This window comes from Microbulbifer agarilyticus S89, from assembly GCF_000220505.1.
GTDB classification, from domain to species: domain Bacteria; phylum Pseudomonadota; class Gammaproteobacteria; order Pseudomonadales; family Cellvibrionaceae; genus Microbulbifer; species Microbulbifer agarilyticus_B.
This window is the reverse complement of the sequence record NZ_AFPJ01000036.1, coordinates 159,190-178,346: the sequence shown is the minus strand read 5'-3', so window position 1 is coordinate 178,346 and position 19,157 is coordinate 159,190. Positions and strand designations below refer to the sequence as shown.

Below are 19,157 nucleotides of genomic sequence, written 5' to 3'. Positions count from 1 at the left end.
GCCTTACTCGCGATCAGCGATCGTCGTGGTGACGATTCTTGGAATTACGGTTGCGCAGCCAGTTCAGCAGCGCACCGAATCCGAGCGCCACCGCAACGATCACGGCGAGGAAAATCAACATCAGCACCAGGTAGCTGAGCAGATCCTCTACCGGCAGATCCCAGCTCCACACGGCTGCGGCGATAAAGGCCAAACAGGCGAGAACGCTGGTGACAAACGAACGGCGGCGTTTTCTAGCCATAACAAACTACTTTCACTCAGACATGGATGATTGGTCAAAGAAGAACGCCACACTACCCTTTCGGCTGCAGGCGCCCTGCGCGACACAATCGACAGCGCCGACCTTTATACTATAGCGATAGGGTGCACACACTATCGAGCGGTACAGGCGAGAGATTCGACAGCCCGGCCACCGCCGCGCCCTTGTCAGGCAGGGAGTTAGGCTGGACCGTCCGCCAACAGGCCATTGCGCCGAATTCTTCTTCTGGTACGCATGGCAGGCCCGGCCAGATCTGTCGACGGCGCCGAATCCTGCAACATTGGCCTACCCCTGTCAACGCAGGGCGTGTGTAAGTTTGCAGTCCAACATTGCCCGCGGGCAGATTTATCGCCCACTCGAAAGGCTCGTCGAAGGCTATGCACAAACGACTTCTATTCCGCGCAGAGGACAGGGAAGCTCTGCGGCGGCTGGGTATCTGGGTTGAATGGATGATGCTGATCGCAGGTTCTATCTTGCTTGGCGTGCTGGTTTTTGCGTGAATTATCCTTAACCCGCTCTCCACCTAGTCCCCGCTCACGATACCGCCGCCACTCAAGCGGGAGGGATCCAGCAGCACCTCCAGCTCCGCGCGCGAAAGTTCCGTCATCTCCTCGGCCACGTCCAGTATCGGGCGGTTCGTTTGGTAAGCCTGCTTGGCGATCTCCGCAGCCTTGGCGTATCCAATCACAGGATTGAGTGCGGTAACCAGAATCGGGTTGCGCGCCAGCGCTTCCTGCATGCGCGCTCGATTCACGGTAAAGCCAGATATCGCCTTATCGGCGAGCAAGCGCGAGGCGCTTGCCGCAAGCTGGATACTCTCCAGTAAACAAAACGCAATAACCGGCAACATCACGTTCAACTGAAAATTGCCGCTTTGGCCGGCAATCGTGACAGTGGTGTCATTTCCGATAACTTTCGCCGCAACCATCGCGGTGGACTCGGCAATGACCGGGTTTACTTTGCCCGGCATAATACTGCTACCCGGCTGTAACGTGGGCAGGGCAATCTCACCGAACCCCGCGAGCGGCCCGCTGTTCATCCAGCGCAAGTCGTTGGCGATTTTCATCAATGCAACTGCCAACGTTTTTACCTGGCCCGACACTTCAACCGCGGTATCTTGGCTGGCAATCGCCGCAAACGGATTTTCCGCAGGCCGCGGTGCAATGCCACAGTCGGCGCCTAACCTGAGTGCAAACTCTTGCGCAAACTCATTGTGCGCATTCAGGCCCGTCCCCACGGCCGTCCCCCCCTGGGCCAGAAACTCCAAGCGAGGCAAGGTGCATTCGAGACGCGCGCGGCACTGTTTTATCTGCGCACTCCACGCAGAAATTTCCTGCGATAAGGTTATTGGTACAGCATCCATTAAATGGGTGCGTGCGGTTTTCACCACATCACCCACCTCTTCTGCTTTTTGATCCAGTACGTCACTGAGATGGACCAGTGCAGGCAGCAATGCATTCTGAATCGCAAGCAGCGCTGACAGATGGATGGCCGTTGGAATCACGTCATTACTGCTCTGACACATATTCACGTGATCATTGGCACTGACGGTCTCTCCGCTCGCTTCGCTTGCGAGGTGCGCGAGCACCTCGTTCACATTCATATTTGTGCTGGTGCCGGAACCCGTCTGAAATACATCCACAGGAAACTGTTGCGCGTAGTCTTCGTCGGTGAGGCTGTCACAGGCCTGGATAATTGCCTTGGCCTTTGCACCGTCAAGCAGCCCCAAGTGTGCATTGGTTTGTGCGGCGGCACGCTTGATTGCAACCACCGCCCGCACAAAGGCTACGGGCATCGTGTAGAGACTTACCGGAAAGTTTTCTACGGCGCGCTGAGTCTGCGCGCCATATAGAGCCTGCTGCGGTACTTTGATTTCCCCGAGGCTGTCTTGTTCGATGCGAAATTCAGAATCCGCGTCCGACGGATTTGCCCGCATACTTTTGTTCTGCACCGGAGGCTACCTCCTGAATTCCCCATAAACTCACCCCGGCTCCGCATGCGGACCGGGAAACCAATATAGCTTAGTGTAACCGAGAGGCAGTTAGCAGAGAGATATTTGGCAGAGAGGTATTTGGCAGAGAGGTATCTGGCAGAAAGGAATTTGACAGAGAGGACAAATTTAGAAGAAACGTCCAACAGCGAAGAAAGTGAGCAGACGAAAAACAGTACAGGGCAAGTGCCCTACACGCTGACCTTGCCTTCCTGGGTCCACTCGCAGCGTACCTGCATCTCGCCACAGCCTGGCTCGTGATACAGACCTGCAGCTTCCCAGGTGAAAGAATGGGTTCCGGATAATTCGGTCTCAAGATGCACGGTAGCAGACACCCAGTACATACTGCGCAGCAGCTCTTCGAACTTTTGGATCCAGTGATTCCACTCGTACTCAACCGCGCGATAAGACGCACCGAAATGGATCACATCGGTCTGGTACTGGGACTGTTTGACCTTGATAGTGGGTACCGAAAACATGTCCCGGCACAGGAAGGGCCACTCGTCGGCACTGGGCAATGCGAGCACAGCTTCACGGTTGACGCGACGACGGTCGCTGCCCCCGGTGAGACTGTTGCTGTCTTTAATACAGCCGTAAACGATAGATTCTTGATCGCCCTGAATCACGCTGCGCTAACCCCTACGCTTCCCCACCAGCGGATGCTCCGTCAGGCAGGTCAATTCAATACTTACAGTTCAACAAATCAAGCGCCAACTGTAACGGGGCAACCGGGAGAATTCTACTGTCAGATGCCGCGAAATTTACGACCCGATCGCATTTCCAGCAGATCGATTAAATTTCGACGCCCCACTCCCGCAGCTTTGCCATCAGCCCTTCTTCATCGAGCACTGGCAAGTTCAATTCTTGCGCCTTGTTTAATTTTGAACCAGCACCGGGGCCGGCAACCACCGTATGCGTATTCGCAGAAACGCTACCGGCAACCTTGGCACCCAAACGTTGCAGATAGTCTTTCGCTTCACTGCGCGACAGGGTCTCGAGTTTTCCCGTAAGCACCCAGGTTTGCCCCGCCAGCGGTTGGCTGCCGGATTCCTGGACTTCCGCCTCCCAATGCACGCCGGCCTGCTGCAATGCGGCGACCTCTTCAAGGTTGTGAGACTGCTCAAAAAATTCCGCCACGTAGTGGGCTACCACCGGTCCCACATCCTCTACCTGCTGCAGAGCTTCGCTATCTGCCTGCATCACCTGATCCAGATCACCAAAGTGACGGGCCAAGTTTCGTGCAGTGGCCTCACCCACCTCGCGCACCCCAAGGGCGTACAGGAACTTGGGCAACGTGGTGTCTTTGCTGCGTTCCAGCGCGTCCAGCAAATTCTGCGCGGACTTCTCCCCCATGCGCTCCAGTCCCATCAGAGGCTCCAGAGACAGGTGATACAGGCCGGACACTGAATGCAAAAGTCCTTCGTCGACAAGCTGTTCCACCAGCTTATCGCCCAGGCCATCGATATCCATGGCCTTCCGCGAGGCGAAATGCTTGATCGCCTGTTTGCGCTGCGCGCTACAGATCAAGCCACCGCTGCAACGAGCCACGGCCTCGCCGGGGGTTGCCTCCACCGGCGAGTCGCACACGGGACAGTGGCTGGGAAATTCGATATCGCGTGCATCTTCAGGGCGGCGGCTTTCGACCACAGAAACCACCTGTGGGATCACGTCCCCCGCACGGCGGATAATCACCGTATCGCCAATTTTTACCCCAAGGCGTTCAATTTCATCGCGGTTGTGCAAGGTGGCATTGGAAACCGTAACGCCGCCAACGAATACCGGCTGCAGGCGCGCCACTGGGGTTACCGCACCAGTGCGCCCCACCTGGAATTCCACATCCAGCAACTGGGTCATTTCTTCTTGCGCAGGGAATTTATACGCGGTGGCCCAGCGCGGGGCGCGTGCAACAAAACCCAGGCGCTTCTGCAGGGGAATACTGTTTACCTTAAACACGATACCGTCGATATCGTACGGTAACTCAGTGCGTTTCTCGCCAAGCTTGCGGTGGTAATCAATACACTGCTGAATATTTTCAGCGACGGCCATTTCCGCATTAATGCGAAACCCCCAACTATTGAGTTGCGCGAGAATGTCCGAGTGGCGCTCGGGCAATTCCCCACCCTCGACCAGCCCCACACTGTAGGCGCACATCTCCAGGGGACGCTGCGCGGTGATACGGGAATCCAACTGGCGCAGGCTACCGGCCGCAGCATTACGCGGGTTAACAAACAGCTTTTCTCCCGCCGCCCGCGCCTTTTCATTGAGCGCGTTAAAGCCAGCCTTGGGCATATAAATTTCGCCGCGCACCTCAAGTACTTCTGGCACATCATCCGCAAGCAGTTTGAGCGGAATCGAGTAGATGGTCCGCACATTCTGGGTGATATCTTCACCCACAGTGCCGTCACCCCGGGTCGCCGCGCGCTCAAGTAACCCTTTGCGGTACAGCAAACTGACCGCAATGCCGTCGAGCTTCGGCTCACAGGCGTACTCTATGGGTTGCGCACTGTTGAGTCGCTCGCGGATACGGCGGTCAAAATCTTCCATATCCTCATCACTAAACGCGTTGTCTAGCGACAGCATGGGCATTTCATGGCGAATCTGGGTGAATGCCGCCAGAGGTTGCGCGCCGACACGCTGGGTCGGCGAATCACTGCTAATCAGTTGCGGGTAGGATTGTTCCAGCTGTTGCAGCTCGCGCAGGCAGCGGTCGTACTCCGCATCCGGCAAGTCCGGCGCGTCCAGCACGTAGTATTCGTAGTTTGCGCGATTGAGGATATCGTGCAGCTGCTGAGCGCGCTGCTGGGCTTCCGGGGGAATCGTTTTAGTCATTTTTTATCCGCAAAAAACGGGAGCCGAGGAATTCTCACGCTCCCGTCGTCGTCATTCGGGGTGGCTGTCAGGCCTGCGCGCGCGCCAGAGCCTTGCGACGCTGAAATTCCATCACACGCTGACGGTAGTGTTCCGCGGTCTGCGCGGTAAACACGCTGCGATTCTCGTCTTTGAGTTCGCCGCCTAACTGTTCGGCGATATTTCGCGCAGTGGACAACAGGGTATCGAATGCCTTAAGCGCTTCCACTTCCGCTGGCAGTGCCAGGAACAGACTGACCCCCGGGGTGGTGAACTCTTCCATATCCGACATATCGAAGGTGCCGGGCACCACGATATTAGCGAGACTAAACAGCGCCGGCCCCTCTCCCGCCTCGCCGCAGTGATAGTGGAAGATATTCATATCGCCAAAGCGCAGGCCACTGGATAGCAGCACACGCAGCAGGTCATTGCCTTCAAAGCAATCCCCGGAAGGTGCCATGATGTTCAGGATCAGCACTTCCTCTACCGCACGCTCGGTACGCGCGCTTGCGCTGCGCTTGCCCGAACGTTTCGAGCGATCGCTCTCTGCCCGGCGGCTAGCCGAGTCACTGGACGAGGGCTCTGAGGAATCGCGACTGGCTGCCGCGGACTTCTTCAGATCCGGGAATTTCAATTCCGGCAGCTTGAGATCAGGCGCAGCCCAGGATTTCTTCGCCGGACTCTCCTCTTCTGATTCTGCAGCGCCTTCCGGCACCGTCTGCAAGGACTCCAGGCTCACCGACTCATCCAGCGACGGCTCGCGACGCTCAGGAAGCAGCGGTTCTTCATCATCGGCCGACAGCGCTGCAAGCGGGTCGGCCGCAGTCACTTGTGCACCGGCTTCTGCGTCTTCTGAAGGATAGGGTACTGCAGGATCGAGAACTGCAGGATCAAGCGGTGACGGGGCCCGCGCGGCCTCACCCTCTGCCATTTCGTTAAACGACACGTCCGGCTCGGTACGCGGCACAACAACCGACTCTACCGAGTCCATCAGGGTGGGCACCTGCTCTTCGAGATTCAGCGATGCCTGTTGCGGCACGTCCGGCACCGGCGCCGTGACGGGGCCCGGCGCCGGCTCGGGAGCAACCGCATCTGCGCCCTCCCCACGGTCGGGCTTGCTGCCCGCGAGGGGTTTGCGCGATGAGTGGAAATTCTTTTGTACCTGCCGGTTCACCTGACTGGCATCCTCCGGCTTGCGCCGCTGTACCACACGCACACTACCGGGGAGCTCCGCAGCGATTTGGCGGCGTTTTTCTGCCTCTTCCGGATCGATGTATTCCAGCTCCGATGCGTCGGGCGCTGCAGGTGCTTCCTGAACAGGCGGCTGCCAATCAGGCTCTTCTTTTCGCTGGCGCGGCGGCGACAACACATCGTCATCTACCATTTCCTGACGCATGGAGCGCGCCAGGTTGCGCGAAACTTTCACCGAGTCTTTGTGCTTCAGATAGGCGCGACGCGCACCATCGAGCACCACACCGAGAATGACCAGTGCGAGCAGGTTAATCAGCCAGTTATCCATTTTCTTGCCCCTCTCCCTGTGCCACTGTGCGAGGACATTCTTGTCCCTGAATCGACCGACACTGAATCTGGCAATTCAGATTCCAAACGTTGTAGTCCATCGGGATCTTCCGACTCAAACAACATGCTTCCTTCATCACGCAGACGCCAGCTCCGCTGCCTCTTCCACATCCACAGATACCAGACGGGATACACCCGGCTCGTGCATGGTTACACCCAACAGCTGGTTGGCCATCTCCATGGCAATCTTGTTATGGGTAATGTAGATGAACTGCACGTGCTCAGACATTTCTTTTACCATCCGCGCGTAACGCCCTACGTTGGCGTCATCCAACGGTGCGTCTACCTCATCCAGCATACAGAAGGGTGCCGGGTTCAGACGGAAGATGGAAAATACCAAAGCAATGGCCGTCAGCGCCTTTTCACCACCGGACAGCAGGTGAATGGTGCTGTTTCGCTTGCCCGGTGGGCGCGCCATGATGGCGATACCGGTATCGAGCAAGTCGTCGCCGGTCAGCTCCAGATAGGCATGGCCACCGCCAAACACCTTCGGGAACAACTCCTGCAGGCCGCCATTCACCTGATCAAACGTCTCTTTAAAGCGCGTACGGGTTTCCTTGTCGATACGACGAATGGCATTTTCCAGGGTTTCCAGCGCGTCGGTCAGGTCATTGTACTGACTGTCCAGATAGAACTTGCGCTCGGATTCCTGCTTGTATTCGTCGATGGCCGCCAGGTTGATCGGCCCCAGGCGCGAGATGCGTGCGGCCACCAGCTCGATATCCTGCTGTACGGCCTCCATGGTTAACTCTTCTGGCAGCTCTTGCAGAAGCGCGTCGAGTTCGTGCCCCGCTTCCTCGAGCTGCTCGACCAGGCCATTGCGCTGGGTTTCAAGGGTTTGCGCGGCCAAACGCTGCTGCTCAAGCTGTGCGCGCACGCCCTGCAATGCCGATTCAACCTTGTGGCGCTCCTGCTCGTGGTTGCGCAGGGTGGACTCCACCTCTTCCATTTTCTTGCGCGCTTCACCGAGCTCGGCCTCAACCTCAATACGCTGGCCGAGCTTGTCTTCGAGTTCGGCCTGGAAATCCTGAGACGGATCCTGCGCATCTTCCATCTGGCGCTGCAGCTGTTCACGACGCTCCTGCAGGCGCTCGACCTGTTCACGCAGAACTTGCAGGGTACGCTCCAGTGACACTTTCTGGGTGCGCACGGACTGCTCACGCATTGCCAGCTCGTGAGCACGGTCTTTATCTTCACGGGCGCGCTGACGCGCAGCGTCCAACGCCTCGCGCAATTCCTCACGCTTGGCCAACAGGGTTTCGCGACGATCGGTGTCGTCACTCATAGCCTCTACCGCTTCCTGCAACACGATACGGGCTTCCGAAATGGATTCGGATTCCAGCTCTTTTTGCTCTTTAACTTCCGCGATTTCTGCTTCAATGCGGCGGCGACGCTCGTCCATCTGCTCCTGGCGCGCGCGTTGCGCAGACAACTGGCTGCGCAGATCGCCGACGCGGCGACTCAGCTGTTCGGCGTTATTACGCCCCTGCTCAATCGCCGACTCCAGCTGCGAAGTGCTCGCGCGCTGCTGCTCGCGCTGTTCGGACAGCGCTTCAATTCGTGCTTCGCAGGCTTCCAGTTCCGCTTCCAGGTTTTCCAATTCCTGCTTGCGCGCCAATACACCGGATTCCGCATCACCACCCCGGCTGACTTTCAGCCAGTTTGGACCAACCCAAAGGCCGTCGCGGGTGACAATGGATTCGCTCGCCTTCAGCTGATCGCGCTGCGCCAGCGCACTGTTCAGGTCTTCTGCGGTGTAGATGCCATCGATGAGGCCGGTAAGCGCAGCGGGCCCATCGATCACGTCCGCCAGTTTCGGCAGTGCACTATTCGCCACCGCCGGAGTGCTGTTGCCGTCGACGAATACCGCCTGACCACCGTCAAAGCTGGACAGGGTTTGTTGCAGAGAGTCAATCTGGTCGACGCATACCGCCTGCAGCTGGGAACCGAGTACGGTTTCTACCGCGGTCTCCCAGCCGGCGCTGGCACTGATTTGCTCGGCCAGGCGTGGGCGGCCCTGCAAGTTGTTCTGCTCCAGCCAACTGGCGACATTCTTACCCTGCCCCATCGCGGCCTGCTGCAGCGCTTCAAGGGACGCCTGGCGGCCGCGGCTGGTTTGCAGCTGCAGGCGCTCTTTATCCAGATCTGCGGCGAGTTCGGTTTCCTTGCGGCGCAGGTCGGACAACTCCTCTACTTGCTGGGCAATCGACTCGCGCAGCTCTTCCAGCTGCATCTCCAGCTCGGCGAGCTCTTCGTTCTGCTCTTCCAGTTCGATCTCATCTTCGGAGACCGATAGGCTCTCGCGCTCCAACTGCAGCTTGGTAATACGGTCCTGCAGGCGCTGCGCCGAGGTTTCCAGGTGCTGGATACGAGACTGCTGAACTTCCGCGCGCTGGCGGGAGCCAGATGCGCCCTGGTTGAACTGGTCCCAGGCGTTCTGCCATTCGCGCATTTCGTCTTCGGCGGTCAGCAAGGTTTGTGCAGATTCTTCTTCTGCGGCCTGCACCATTTCCAGGTCCGGGGTAATCACTTCCAGTTCGACATCGAACTCTTCGGCTTTTTCCTGATCCGCAGCGAGAAGTGCCACCGACTCGCTGTGCTCCTGCTCGGTGCGGGCAAAATCAGACTGCAGGGATGCATTGCGCTCGCGGGCATGGGAAATGCTTTGCTCGAGGCGCGCGATGTCGGCGCCGATCGAATAGAAACGCCCCTGCACTTCATTAAACGCATCGGAAAACTCGTGATAGGCCACGCGCTGCTCTTCGATACCGGTGTCGAAACCCACCTGGCGGGTGACCAGCTCTTCCACCGTCAGCTCAAGTTCGCCAATTTGCTGCTGCTTGCCTTTTGCCTGGTCGTCCAGGTCTTTGTATTTCAGGCCCTGCAGATGGGCCTTGTGCGTGCGCTCTTCTTCTTTGAAGCGGCTGTATTTTTCCGCTGCTGCCGACTGGCGCTCCAGACGCGCCAACTGACGATCCAGCTCATCGCGGATATCGGTCAGGCGCTCAAGGTTTTCCTTGGTGCGACGCATGCGGTTTTCGGTATCGCGGCGACGCTCCTTGTACTTGGAGATACCCGCGGCTTCCTCAATAAATACCCGCAGCTCTTCCGGCTTGGCCTCGATCAGCTTGGAGATCATGCCCTGCTCGATAATGGCGTAGCTGCGCGGGCCGAGACCGGTACCCAGGAACAGGTCAGTCACGTCGCGGCGACGACATTTTTCGCCGTTCAGGTAGTAGTTATTCTGCCCATCGCGGGTAACCTTGCGCTTCACGGAAATTTCGCTGAACGCAGCATATTCCCCGGTGAGTTTGCCGGCGGAGTTGTCGAACACCAGTTCGATGGAGGCCTGGCCCACGGGCTTACGACCACTGGAGCCGTTGAAGATTACGTCGGTCATGGAGTCACCACGGAGGTTCTTCGCAGACGACTCACCCATTACCCAGCGCACCGCATCGATGGTATTGGACTTGCCACAACCGTTAGGGCCGACCACGGCGCTCAGGTTGGAAGGGAAGTAGACGGTGGTCGGGTCGACGAACGACTTGAATCCGGCCAACTTAATGCACTTCAAACGCATGGTCTTTTAACTCGGTAATACTCGGCACCCGTGCAGCAACTTTGCTCTGCCGGGCGCTCTTCGTTGTGCTTTGAATAGGTTCAAACGGGGACCGGAAAGGGCCTGACTAGCCAGTCCACGCGAATCACCCGTTTGTCTTTGCAAACCGACGATTGTACATGGCTACGAGCCGGGTTTCAGCGCTATTTTTGGCCGAAAATTTGGCGGGAACGGTCGCACCGAGCGGCGCGACCGGCAGATGTGATATCGATCAGCAAACAATCAGATCTGCTGATCAATCACAATAGATAGGGGCTTGGACCAGTCTTCCCTGGTCAGGGTCTTGACCTCGCCCTGCCAGTCACCAGGCGCCGGGCGGGCATTGCCGCCGACCGCCAGGCGGGCAACCACCTGCACCCGGTCAACGGTCTTGAGGCTGCGCCCGGGCATCATTGCCCGTGACTCATCCAACACTACCCGTGCTGGCAGGTCCGCGGCAGTGAGCCGCACGATCGCCAGGGGCATTGGGCTTTCCGCGGTGCGCGCGTAGACAAACACTGGCGTGGAGGGGGTGTATTTGACCCCGTCGCCGAGTGATACAGAGACCGCAATACTGTTCTCACCCACCGACTGTGCCTGAGGGGAAGCCTGAGAGCTCGCCTGTTCCGCGGACTTGGATGCGACCGAAGTGGACTCCGCCTGCGCCTCACCAACCTTGGCCAATGCCGCCTCGGCGCGCTGCACGCCGGCGGCCAGGGCCTGGGACGCATTGGAGCCCGGAGCCAGCTGATTGAGTGCGCGCTGCCAGTGCGACTTCGCGCCCGCATAATCCTCTCGCTCGAAGGCAGCAATACCCGCCAAACCGAGGGCGGTGGTGTTATTTGGCTGCGTGGCCAACACCTGATCCACCTCGCGAATCACTTCAGCGGTGATTTTCGAACCATTGGCGAAAAACAGCGCCTGGGCCATTTCCGCACGAATATTCACCGCCTCCGGCTCCTCGGCCACGATGTAACGATACTGCGCCAAGGCCCCCTGAATATCGTTGCTCACCAGCAGGCGCTGGGCCAGCATGTAGCGGCTATTGAGGTCTTGCGGATGACTTTCGACACGCTTACGCAACTGCTGGGTAAGACGCGCCTCGACCACCATATCGGATACGCCAGACTGGCTGGCCACAATATCCCGATACAGCGCGACATCATCGTGCGCCCCCCAGTAGAAATATAACCCGAGTGCCGCCAGTGGCACTGTGAAGGCCAGTGCAAACAACAGCCCACGCCCACCATCCCGGCGCTGTGTCAATTGATAACTGCCACCCTGCTCTTCCGCCAACAGCTTGCGAGCCAGCTCGGTCTTCAGCGATGCATACTGCGCATCATCGATTGCGCCGTCTGCGTGAGATTGCTCAATTTCTGCCAGGTGCTCGCGGTACAGGGCCGCCTGCGATGCACCATCCGCACCCTCACCCGATAATTCCGCACGGCGCAATTTGCGCTTTCTGAGCGTCGCCACCATCGGCCAGGCAATAACCAGTGCCAGCGGCAACAACAGCAGCGCCAGTATCATCCACAAATCAATCATTACGCTTACTACCACCTTGTTGCTCGTCATTCAGCAACTGCGCAAGCCGCTGCGATTCTTCCGCGCTCAACTCGGCGCCCTCGTCTTCCTGTCGACTTCCGCGGCCATTGCGCGAGCGCGCGACAATCAGGATCAGAGACAGTAGACCCAGCGCGGCAAACACGCCCGGCGCAATCCACAGCACCATGGTGTTGCGCTGCATCGGCGGCCGATACAGAACAAAGTCACCGTAACGGGCAACCATGTACTGGTTGATTTCCTCGTCGGTGTAACCCTCCTCGAGCAGGCGGCGAACCTCGCGGCGCAAATCGGTCGCGACCATGGAATCTGAGCCGGCCAGATTCTGGTTCTGGCATTTAGGGCAACGCAGCTCCTCAATCAACACCGCATACCGTGCCTGCAATTGCGCATTCGACAGCCTCTCTACCTCGACGGCGGCATAGCTGGGGGCGAGGGGCGCGACCATTATGACAAGTAGAGTCAAACTGGCGGCGATCGCCCGGGTGAGCGGCGCGCTGATACGTTTTTTCTGCACTGATTCTCTCCGGCGGAAATTGGCCCGATTATAGCAGCGCCTTCGCCCTCAGACACCCATGACAACAGGCCCCGAACGACACTGACTCCGGCGACCATAAAGCCGCTAAACAGGCATAACTCATTGAATTGAAAAAAATTTTTCAAAAAGCGTTGACGCCCCAAAAAATATCATTACTATACGCAGCTCCTGACGCGGGGTGGTTAGCTCAGTTGGTAGAGCGGCGCCCTTACAAGGCGTAGGTCACAGGTTCGACCCCTGTACCACCCACCACTTTCCTTTAGGTCTGCCAGGCAGATTTGACAAAGGGATGTCAGGAATGCGGACCGGTAGTTCAGTTGGTTAGAATGCCGGCCTGTCACGCCGGAGGTCGCGGGTTCGAGTCCCGTCCGGTCCGCCATATACAGAAGAGGCTCACACGAAAGTGTGGGCCTTTTTTGTTTGCGTCTCTTTGTTTATGCCCTACGCACATAAACAAAATCGATTTCCAGCTGGTCAGCCAGACAGCCAGACGTCTAGACTGCCACTTAGCACCGCACCCCTAAACCGACACCTGCACGGCAAAGCCCTCACCGACAAGCTTCTCACGCAACGCCGGCCAGCAATCCTCCGGCAGTGACACCAACATCTGTACCCGATCCGCGTAAATTACCTCACCACAATCACCGCGATATTGAGACACCAAAAAACGCAGCCGCGACTCTCCAGCAAAATCACAAACGACTTTCGCTGTAAACACGGGCACATGACTCTCGAGATCTGCAGCCTGTAACGCAGTACCAACCGCGCCACGATAAGCGCGCATCAAGCCACCGACCCCAAGCTTGGTACCGCCAAAATAGCGCGTAACGATAGCACCAACGTTACCAATACCCTGCTTCAGCAGCAGTTCCAGCATTGGCCGGCCGGCACTTCCGCCGGGTTCCCCATCGTCATCGAATTGCATGACTTCTGGGTTGGCCGGATTGCCGATCACCAACGCAGTACAGTGGTGCGAAGCGTCCGGATAACGGGCGCGTACCGTTTCGAGCTGACACAAAAAAGCCGCTTTATCGGTTACCGGCCCGAGCCAGCAGATAAAGCGGCTTTTCTTTTCTTCGGTCTCAGCGACAACGGGCAAGCAAGGAGTCTGATAGCTCACCAGAAAAATCGTCCCATTCTTGATTCTGCAATCGCTGGTACAAAGGCTGCAGCTTGGTCTGCCACACTTTGTCGTCTACAACACCCACATGCTTGCACCGGATAGTGCCACCAGCGTCAACCAGGAAGGTTTCCGGCGCACCGAACACACCCAGGTCCAGAGACAACCGGCCTTCAATATCCGACACGGAAAATACATACGGGTTCTGGAATTTATCCAGCCACTTCTGCGCGGCCTCGTTATCGTCTTTCAAATTGATACCGACAATCGGCACGCCCTGCTCTGCCAGTTGGTTCAGGTATGGGTGCTCAACACGGCAGGAAACGCACCAGGTAGCCCACACATTCAACAGCAACGGGCGACTGGGGAGGTCGGACTTTTTCAGTTCCCGGTTGGATTCAACATCCAGCAGAGCAAATTCCGGCACTGGCTTGTTAACCAGTGCTGAAGGCATGTCCTGCGGGTTCAGGGACAGTCCTCGCCAAAACAGTACCGCCAGTGCGGCGAATACGATGAGCGGTAGAAAAAGCTTGAGTCTCGCCATCAATGATCCAATCCGTAGTTATCCGTTCGCGCGACCCAAAATTCGGTCAGGGACACGCTGCTTCCGCGCCTCAGGCGCCAGCCAATGAACTGGTACCGCCTTCGGCTTTGATATTCGCTGCACGCGCCGCCCGCACCTTGCGATAGCGTTTGTCGGCCACAGCAATTGCACCACCGAGCGCCATCAATACCGAGCCCAGCCAAATCCACACGACGAACGCCTTGTAGTGAAGGCGCACCGCCCAGTCGCCAGCCAAATGGTTTCTATCCATCGGATCGCCCAGCGCCACATACAAATCCCGGAACAGGCCAGTATCAATCGCGGCCTCGGTCATGATATTGCCACCGGATAGATAGCTGCGCTTCTGCGGAAGTAACTCTGCTACCTGGCGACCATCCTGGCGGACGATAATGACTCCTTCAGAGGCGCGGTAGTTGGGCCCGCGGACCTGGCGCACACCTTCAAAGGTAAACTCATAGCCAGACATTTCTGCGCTCTGGCCCGGCGACATACGCAGGTCTTTCTCCACGCTATACACCGTGGTGAGCGCCACCCCCAAAACAGAAATAGCCAGACCGATGTGCCCCAGGTGCATGCCGTAGTAGCTTGCGCGCTGGCGCTTGAGACCTGCAATAAGACTATCCGCGTTGCGCGACTTTGCCAGAATATCGGCACCACTCGCGGTAATCACCCAGAGCCCCGCAAACAACCCAATAACCACACCCCAATGGAAGTCACCTGCCAGCAGCGCCGCCAGAGGCGCACCCAGCGCGGCGATCAGCGCGGGCATCACCCAGGCTTTGACCAACTTCTTACCCTGGGTGTCTTTCCAATTTGCGTGAATCCCCATGCCCAGCAAGATGCACAGCACGATCATCAGAGGTACAAAGAACAGGTTGAAAAATGGGGGGCCCACACTGATCTTGCCCCAGTTGAGCGCGTCCGCCAACAGCGGGTACAGAGTTCCGGTCAACACCATCGCCATAATCAAGATCAGCACAATGTTGTTGCCCAGCAAAAAGGTTTCCCGAGAACGGAATGAGAATACGCTGCCCGCGCTCACCGTTGGCGCACGCAGGGCAAACAGCAACAGCGAAGCGCCCACGACGATAGCCAGGAATGCCAGAATAAAGCCTCCGCGCAATGGGTCGGTGGCAAACGCGTGAACCGAAGTCAGTACCCCGGAGCGCACCAGGAAGGTCCCGAGCAAGCTCAGGCTAAACGCGAAGATGGATAACAGGATGGTCCAGCTGCGGAACAAGCCGCGCTTCTCAGTGACGGCCAGACAATGCAACAACGCGGTACCTACAAGCCACGGCATAAACGAGGCATTTTCCACCGGGTCCCAGAACCACCAGCCGCCCCAGCCGAGTTCGTAATACGCCCACCAGCTGCCCAGTGCGATACCCAGGGTCAGAAACGCCCACGCCACCGCAGTCCAGGGGCGCGCCCAGCGTGCCCAGGCGCTATCCAAACGCCCTTCCAGCAACGCCGCGATGGCAAACGCAAAGGCCACCGAGAAACCCACGTACCCCATATACAGGAGTGGTGGGTGAATAATCATGCCCGGATCCTGAAGCAGCGGATTCAAATCGTTTCCGTCACTGGGAGGGAAAGGCAGGATCCGGTCGAAGGGGTTGGAGGTCATCAGAATAAACAGGAAAAACCCGATCAACAGCATGCCGAGTACCGACAACACGCGCGCTACCAGCACGTCCGGCAACTGCTTGCTAAACATGGCAACCGCAGCAGTCCAGCCCGCCATCATCAGCAACCACAGCAGAATGGAACCCTCGTGACCACCCCATACTGCGGTCACCTTGTACATCATCGGCAGAATGCTATTGGAGTTCTGCGCAACGTAGGCAACGGTAAAGTCGCTATTGATAAAGGCGACCGTCAGGCAGACATACGATAACGCGGTAAACGCCAGCACCCCGAAAGACAGGGGGCGTGCAGTATCCATCCACAAGACACGGCCAGCATAGGTACCAAGCAGTGGAACGACCGCCAGCGCAATGGACAGCAGCAGGCCGACAATTAGCGAAAAATGCCCAAGTTCAGGACTCATATTTTTGCATCTCCCTGACAGCTCGCATCTCCCACCATGGAATCTGCCACTTCCGGCGGTGTATAGGTTTCGTCGTGCTTGGCCAGCACCTGGTCCGCACGCACGTAGCCGTCCTGCTGAAGTTTGCCGGTTACCACCGCAGCCTCACCTTCTGCAAACAGATCCGGCAGTATTTTGTCGAACACCACTTCCAGTTCCGCCTCACCATCGGTAATCGCGAAGCGTACATCCAGCGAATCGCTATCGCGCACAATACTACCTGGCACCACGCAGCCGCCCGCACGAATACGCTTTTCGAACGGCACTTCACCCGCCGCGAAAGCGCGGGGCGCGTAAAAGTAGTCCATATTTGCGCGCATGGCATAGGTCACAAACCCAACGGCGGCACTCGAAAGTATCACCAGAAGTACGACAAGGATCAGGCGTTGTTTACGAGCTGGATGCATGGTCTTCCTACTAAAAATCGAAAACGCTAAAAATTTGAATCGTTAGACAAGTGAAAGCCTGTGCGCAGTTACTCGACTGTTTCTACTGCTCGCTGCGACGCAGCGCGCGCCGCGGCCGCACGCCTGCGGGCCTCTTCCTGGCGCAACTGCTGCTTAAACTCCCGGCGCAATGTGCGCTGGCGCAACACAGGGGCAACTGCCAACGCAACCAACACCAGTACAGCCACCCCGTATGCGGCCCACACATAGGGCCCGTGACCGTTCATCGCGAAAAAGCTGGCCAGGCTATCAAACTGAAATTCCATCAACCGAATCCTCGCTCGCGCTTCAGGCTTTTGTCGGAGCCGGCGCTCCGAGCAATTCACGTACCCACTGCGTGCGCCCTTCCCGCTGCAGAATCATTGCGCGCGTATGCAAAGTGAGTACCCAGGCATAAAACAGGTAGAAGCCGGCGATCATGGTGATCAGCGGGTAGAACATGCTCGGATCGATGGTGCTCGCTTCGGTCAGCTTCAGAGTAGCCGGCTGGTGCAGGGTGAACCACCAGTCAACGGACTTGTAAATGATCGGGATATTGACGGTGCCGACCAATGCCAGCAACGCACTGGCCTTGTCCCCGGACTGTTCACGACTGAAGGCACCGGATAGGGCCATGACGCCCAGATAAAGGAAGAACAGAATCAGCATGGAGGTGATACGGGCATCCCACACCCAGTAGGTACCCCAGGTGGGCTTGCCCCACACGGCACCGGTAAACAGGGCAATAAAGGTAAGCGCCGCACCAATGGGTGCCGCAGCCCGCATCACTACAAAGGACAGCTTCATCTTCCAGATCAGGCCAATGGCCCCGGAAATCGCCATGATGTAGTAGCCGGCCAGCGCGAGGAAAGCGGCCGGCACATGGATATAGATAATCCGGTAGCTGTTACCCTGCTTGAAGTCTTCCGGCGCAAAACCGAGGCCCCAGACAATACCCACGGCCAGCAGCAACAGCGCCGCGCCGCCAAGCCAGGGAAGCCAGGCGCTGGATTTCTGGTAAAACCAGCGAGGTGAGCCCAATCTGTGAAACCATTGCCAGGACAAAATACATACTCCTACGCCCTTCTCTCGGCCGGTCGCGACAATACGCGGCACGCCGGGAAAGGGTCAGTTTTCGAGACTGATTCGGATAGCTCCCGCAGACGCCAGGGGCGCAAGCGCCGCGGCTACGGCCAGTATCGCGCCGAGCACCGCCAATTGAGGGCCAAAACTATAGCCATCCAGTGCTGCCTGCACCGTTCCGGTGCCGAAGATTAACACGGGCACATACAACGGCATAATGATCAGCGCCAACAGCAGGCCGGGCCGTCGCAGCGCCACGGTCAGCGCGGCACCCACGGCACCGATCAGACTGAGACTGGCGGTGCCCAACACGAGCGAGATAAACAGCGGCCAATAGCCCGCCGCGCCCAGGTTTAACATCATTCCCAGTAGCGGCGATAGCAGGGCCAGGGGCACCCCGGTGACCAACCAGTGCACCAGCACCTTCGCCAGCACCGGGAAGTACAGGGGCTGCGGCTGCAAGGCCAACTGCTCCAGTGAACCGTCTTCGTAGTCACCGCGGAACAATGACTCCTGCGACAACAGGGTGGCGAGCAGCGACATTACCCAGATAAGCCCCGGCGCCATGCGCGACAGCATCTCCGGTTCCGGGCCAATACCCAGGGGCATCATCGCTAGAACGGTGACGAAAAATAGTAGCGGGTTCACGATGTCCGAACGACGACGGGCGGAGAGCACCAACTCGGTGCGGAACAGGGTGTAAAAGCCCGGCACTTGCGCATAGGCATCCTGGGTCGCACCGGCCTCGGCGGAATACGCTTTTTTCGACAAGGGAACCCCCACCGCATCAGGCCCCATATTCGGCCTCCCAATGACGCTCCTGCGGCTGAAAGTCCGCCAGATTTACCTTTACCAGCGGCTGGATATTGACCGGCTGATGGGATGTCAATAACACACTGCCGCCGCGCTGCAGGTGACCACGCATACAGGCTTCGAGACTCTCAACTCCCGCCACATCCAACGCGGCGAGCGGTTCATCCAGAATCCACAACTTCGGGACCGCCGGCAGGTACAGGCGGGCCAACGCGACTCTTCGGTTCTGCCCCGCAGACAACTGCTGGCACAGGGTATCCTCGAAGCCATACAGGCCGACAGCATCCAGCGCCGCCATCGCATCTCCCGCAGCAGCGCCATACCAGGCCAGGTTTTCCAGGGGCGAAAGGCCGCGCCGCACACCGGCGTGGTGGCCGATATACAGCAATTCCGCGCGCATGGCTGCGAGGGATCGCGGGAAGGCCTTGCCACCCCACAAAATGTCACCGTCATAGTCGCTGGTGCTGCCGATCAGGGTGCGAATCAGCGTGCTCTTGCCCGCCCCATTTGCACCTTCGATCTGCAATGCGGTTCCCGCAGGCAGTTGAAAGTCCAGCCCCGCAAACAACACGCGGCCATCGCGCTCACAGGACAAACCATTTGCGCACAGGCCATCGCTGCAGACAGCTGCATTCTGCGCTGGAGATACGGGTGAAGCGGCAGAGGGTGAAAGGCGACTCGAGGACATT

At 58.2% G+C, this 19,157-nt stretch carries 16 protein-coding genes and 2 tRNA genes; 2 read left to right on the top strand and 16 right to left on the bottom strand.

Annotation, left to right across the window (positions count from 1 at the left end; translation table 11 throughout):
* Window positions 1-13: 13 nt before the first annotated feature.
* The 8 genes from AS89_RS0111705 to AS89_RS0111665 all read right to left on the bottom strand — a co-directional run bounded on the left by AS89_RS0111705 (window position 14) and on the right by AS89_RS0111665 (window position 12,352).
* Window positions 14-241, bottom strand: coding sequence for a hypothetical protein (locus AS89_RS0111705; protein WP_010132830.1), 228 nt, complete (start codon window positions 239-241; stop codon window positions 14-16).
* A gap of 541 nt (window positions 242-782) precedes the next feature.
* The gene (locus tag AS89_RS0111695; RefSeq protein ID WP_050901691.1) at window positions 783-2,195 is read right to left on the bottom strand and encodes a class II fumarate hydratase; all 1,413 of its coding nucleotides are present in this window, start codon (window positions 2,193-2,195) and stop codon (window positions 783-785) included.
* Between the two features lie 245 nt (window positions 2,196-2,440).
* Window positions 2,441-2,875 carry a hypothetical protein gene (locus AS89_RS0111690; protein ID WP_010132828.1) on the bottom strand — a complete coding sequence of 145 codons (435 nt, stop codon included), beginning with the start codon at window positions 2,873-2,875 and terminating at the stop codon, window positions 2,441-2,443.
* A gap of 166 nt (window positions 2,876-3,041) precedes the next feature.
* The gene (ligA, locus tag AS89_RS0111685) at window positions 3,042-5,078 is read right to left on the bottom strand and encodes an NAD-dependent DNA ligase LigA (RefSeq protein WP_010132826.1); all 2,037 of its coding nucleotides are present in this window, start codon (window positions 5,076-5,078) and stop codon (window positions 3,042-3,044) included.
* Window positions 5,079-5,145: 67 nt separating this feature from the next.
* Window positions 5,146-6,615, bottom strand: a complete 1,470-nt coding sequence (gene zipA / locus AS89_RS18220; protein WP_010132825.1) for a cell division protein ZipA — start codon at window positions 6,613-6,615, stop codon at window positions 5,146-5,148.
* A 135-nt stretch (window positions 6,616-6,750) separates the two neighbouring features.
* Window positions 6,751-10,254 (bottom strand): chromosome segregation protein SMC, encoded by a 3,504-nt coding sequence (gene smc, locus AS89_RS0111675; RefSeq protein ID WP_010132824.1) that lies wholly within the window; start codon window positions 10,252-10,254, stop codon window positions 6,751-6,753.
* A 261-nt stretch (window positions 10,255-10,515) separates the two neighbouring features.
* A complete protein-coding gene (gene ccmI, locus AS89_RS0111670) occupies window positions 10,516-11,847 on the bottom strand; it encodes a c-type cytochrome biogenesis protein CcmI (RefSeq protein WP_237709682.1) in 1,332 nt (443 codons plus the stop codon).
* On the bottom strand, window positions 11,810-12,352 hold the full coding sequence (locus AS89_RS0111665) for a cytochrome c-type biogenesis protein (RefSeq protein ID WP_010132822.1): 543 nt from the start codon (window positions 12,350-12,352) through the stop codon (window positions 11,810-11,812). The genes ccmI and AS89_RS0111665 overlap by 38 nt, the downstream gene beginning before the upstream one ends.
* Before the next feature lie 197 nt (window positions 12,353-12,549).
* Here AS89_RS0111665 and AS89_RS0111660 point away from each other — a divergent pair.
* Window positions 12,550-12,625: transfer RNA gene (locus AS89_RS0111660), tRNA-Val, on the top strand.
* 50 nt (window positions 12,626-12,675) lie between these two features.
* A tRNA-Asp gene (locus AS89_RS0111655) sits at window positions 12,676-12,752 on the top strand.
* Between the two features lie 141 nt (window positions 12,753-12,893).
* Here AS89_RS0111655 and AS89_RS0111650 read toward each other — a convergent pair.
* From AS89_RS0111650 to ccmA, 8 genes are all read right to left on the bottom strand, one after another.
* Window positions 12,894-13,472: an IMPACT family protein gene (locus AS89_RS0111650; protein ID WP_010132821.1), complete on the bottom strand. Its 579-nt coding sequence runs from the start codon at window positions 13,470-13,472 to the stop codon at window positions 12,894-12,896.
* Window positions 13,456-14,037: a DsbE family thiol:disulfide interchange protein gene (locus AS89_RS0111645; RefSeq protein ID WP_010132819.1), complete on the bottom strand. Its 582-nt coding sequence runs from the start codon at window positions 14,035-14,037 to the stop codon at window positions 13,456-13,458. The genes AS89_RS0111650 and AS89_RS0111645 overlap by 17 nt, the downstream gene beginning before the upstream one ends.
* 70 nt (window positions 14,038-14,107) lie before the next feature.
* Complete coding sequence (locus AS89_RS0111640; RefSeq protein WP_010132818.1) at window positions 14,108-16,108, bottom strand: heme lyase CcmF/NrfE family subunit; 2,001 nt, start codon at window positions 16,106-16,108, stop codon at window positions 14,108-14,110.
* The gene (locus tag AS89_RS0111635) at window positions 16,105-16,554 is read right to left on the bottom strand and encodes a cytochrome c maturation protein CcmE (protein WP_010132817.1); all 450 of its coding nucleotides are present in this window, start codon (window positions 16,552-16,554) and stop codon (window positions 16,105-16,107) included. Before AS89_RS0111635 ends, AS89_RS0111640 begins: the two co-directional genes overlap by 4 nt.
* A 68-nt stretch (window positions 16,555-16,622) precedes the next feature.
* Entirely contained in the window at window positions 16,623-16,859 is a 237-nt protein-coding gene (ccmD, locus tag AS89_RS0111630) for a heme exporter protein CcmD (RefSeq protein WP_010132816.1), read from the bottom strand.
* 22 nt (window positions 16,860-16,881) lie between these two features.
* Window positions 16,882-17,637 (bottom strand): heme ABC transporter permease, encoded by a 756-nt coding sequence (locus AS89_RS0111625; RefSeq protein ID WP_029249972.1) that lies wholly within the window; start codon window positions 17,635-17,637, stop codon window positions 16,882-16,884.
* A 63-nt stretch (window positions 17,638-17,700) separates the two neighbouring features.
* Window positions 17,701-18,453, bottom strand: coding sequence for a heme exporter protein CcmB (gene ccmB / locus AS89_RS0111620; RefSeq protein WP_010132814.1), 753 nt, complete (start codon window positions 18,451-18,453; stop codon window positions 17,701-17,703).
* On the bottom strand, window positions 18,443-19,156 hold the full coding sequence (gene ccmA, locus AS89_RS17445) for a cytochrome c biogenesis heme-transporting ATPase CcmA (protein WP_100169362.1): 714 nt from the start codon (window positions 19,154-19,156) through the stop codon (window positions 18,443-18,445). Before ccmA ends, ccmB begins: the two co-directional genes overlap by 11 nt.
* Between the last annotated feature and the right edge of the window lies 1 nt (window position 19,157).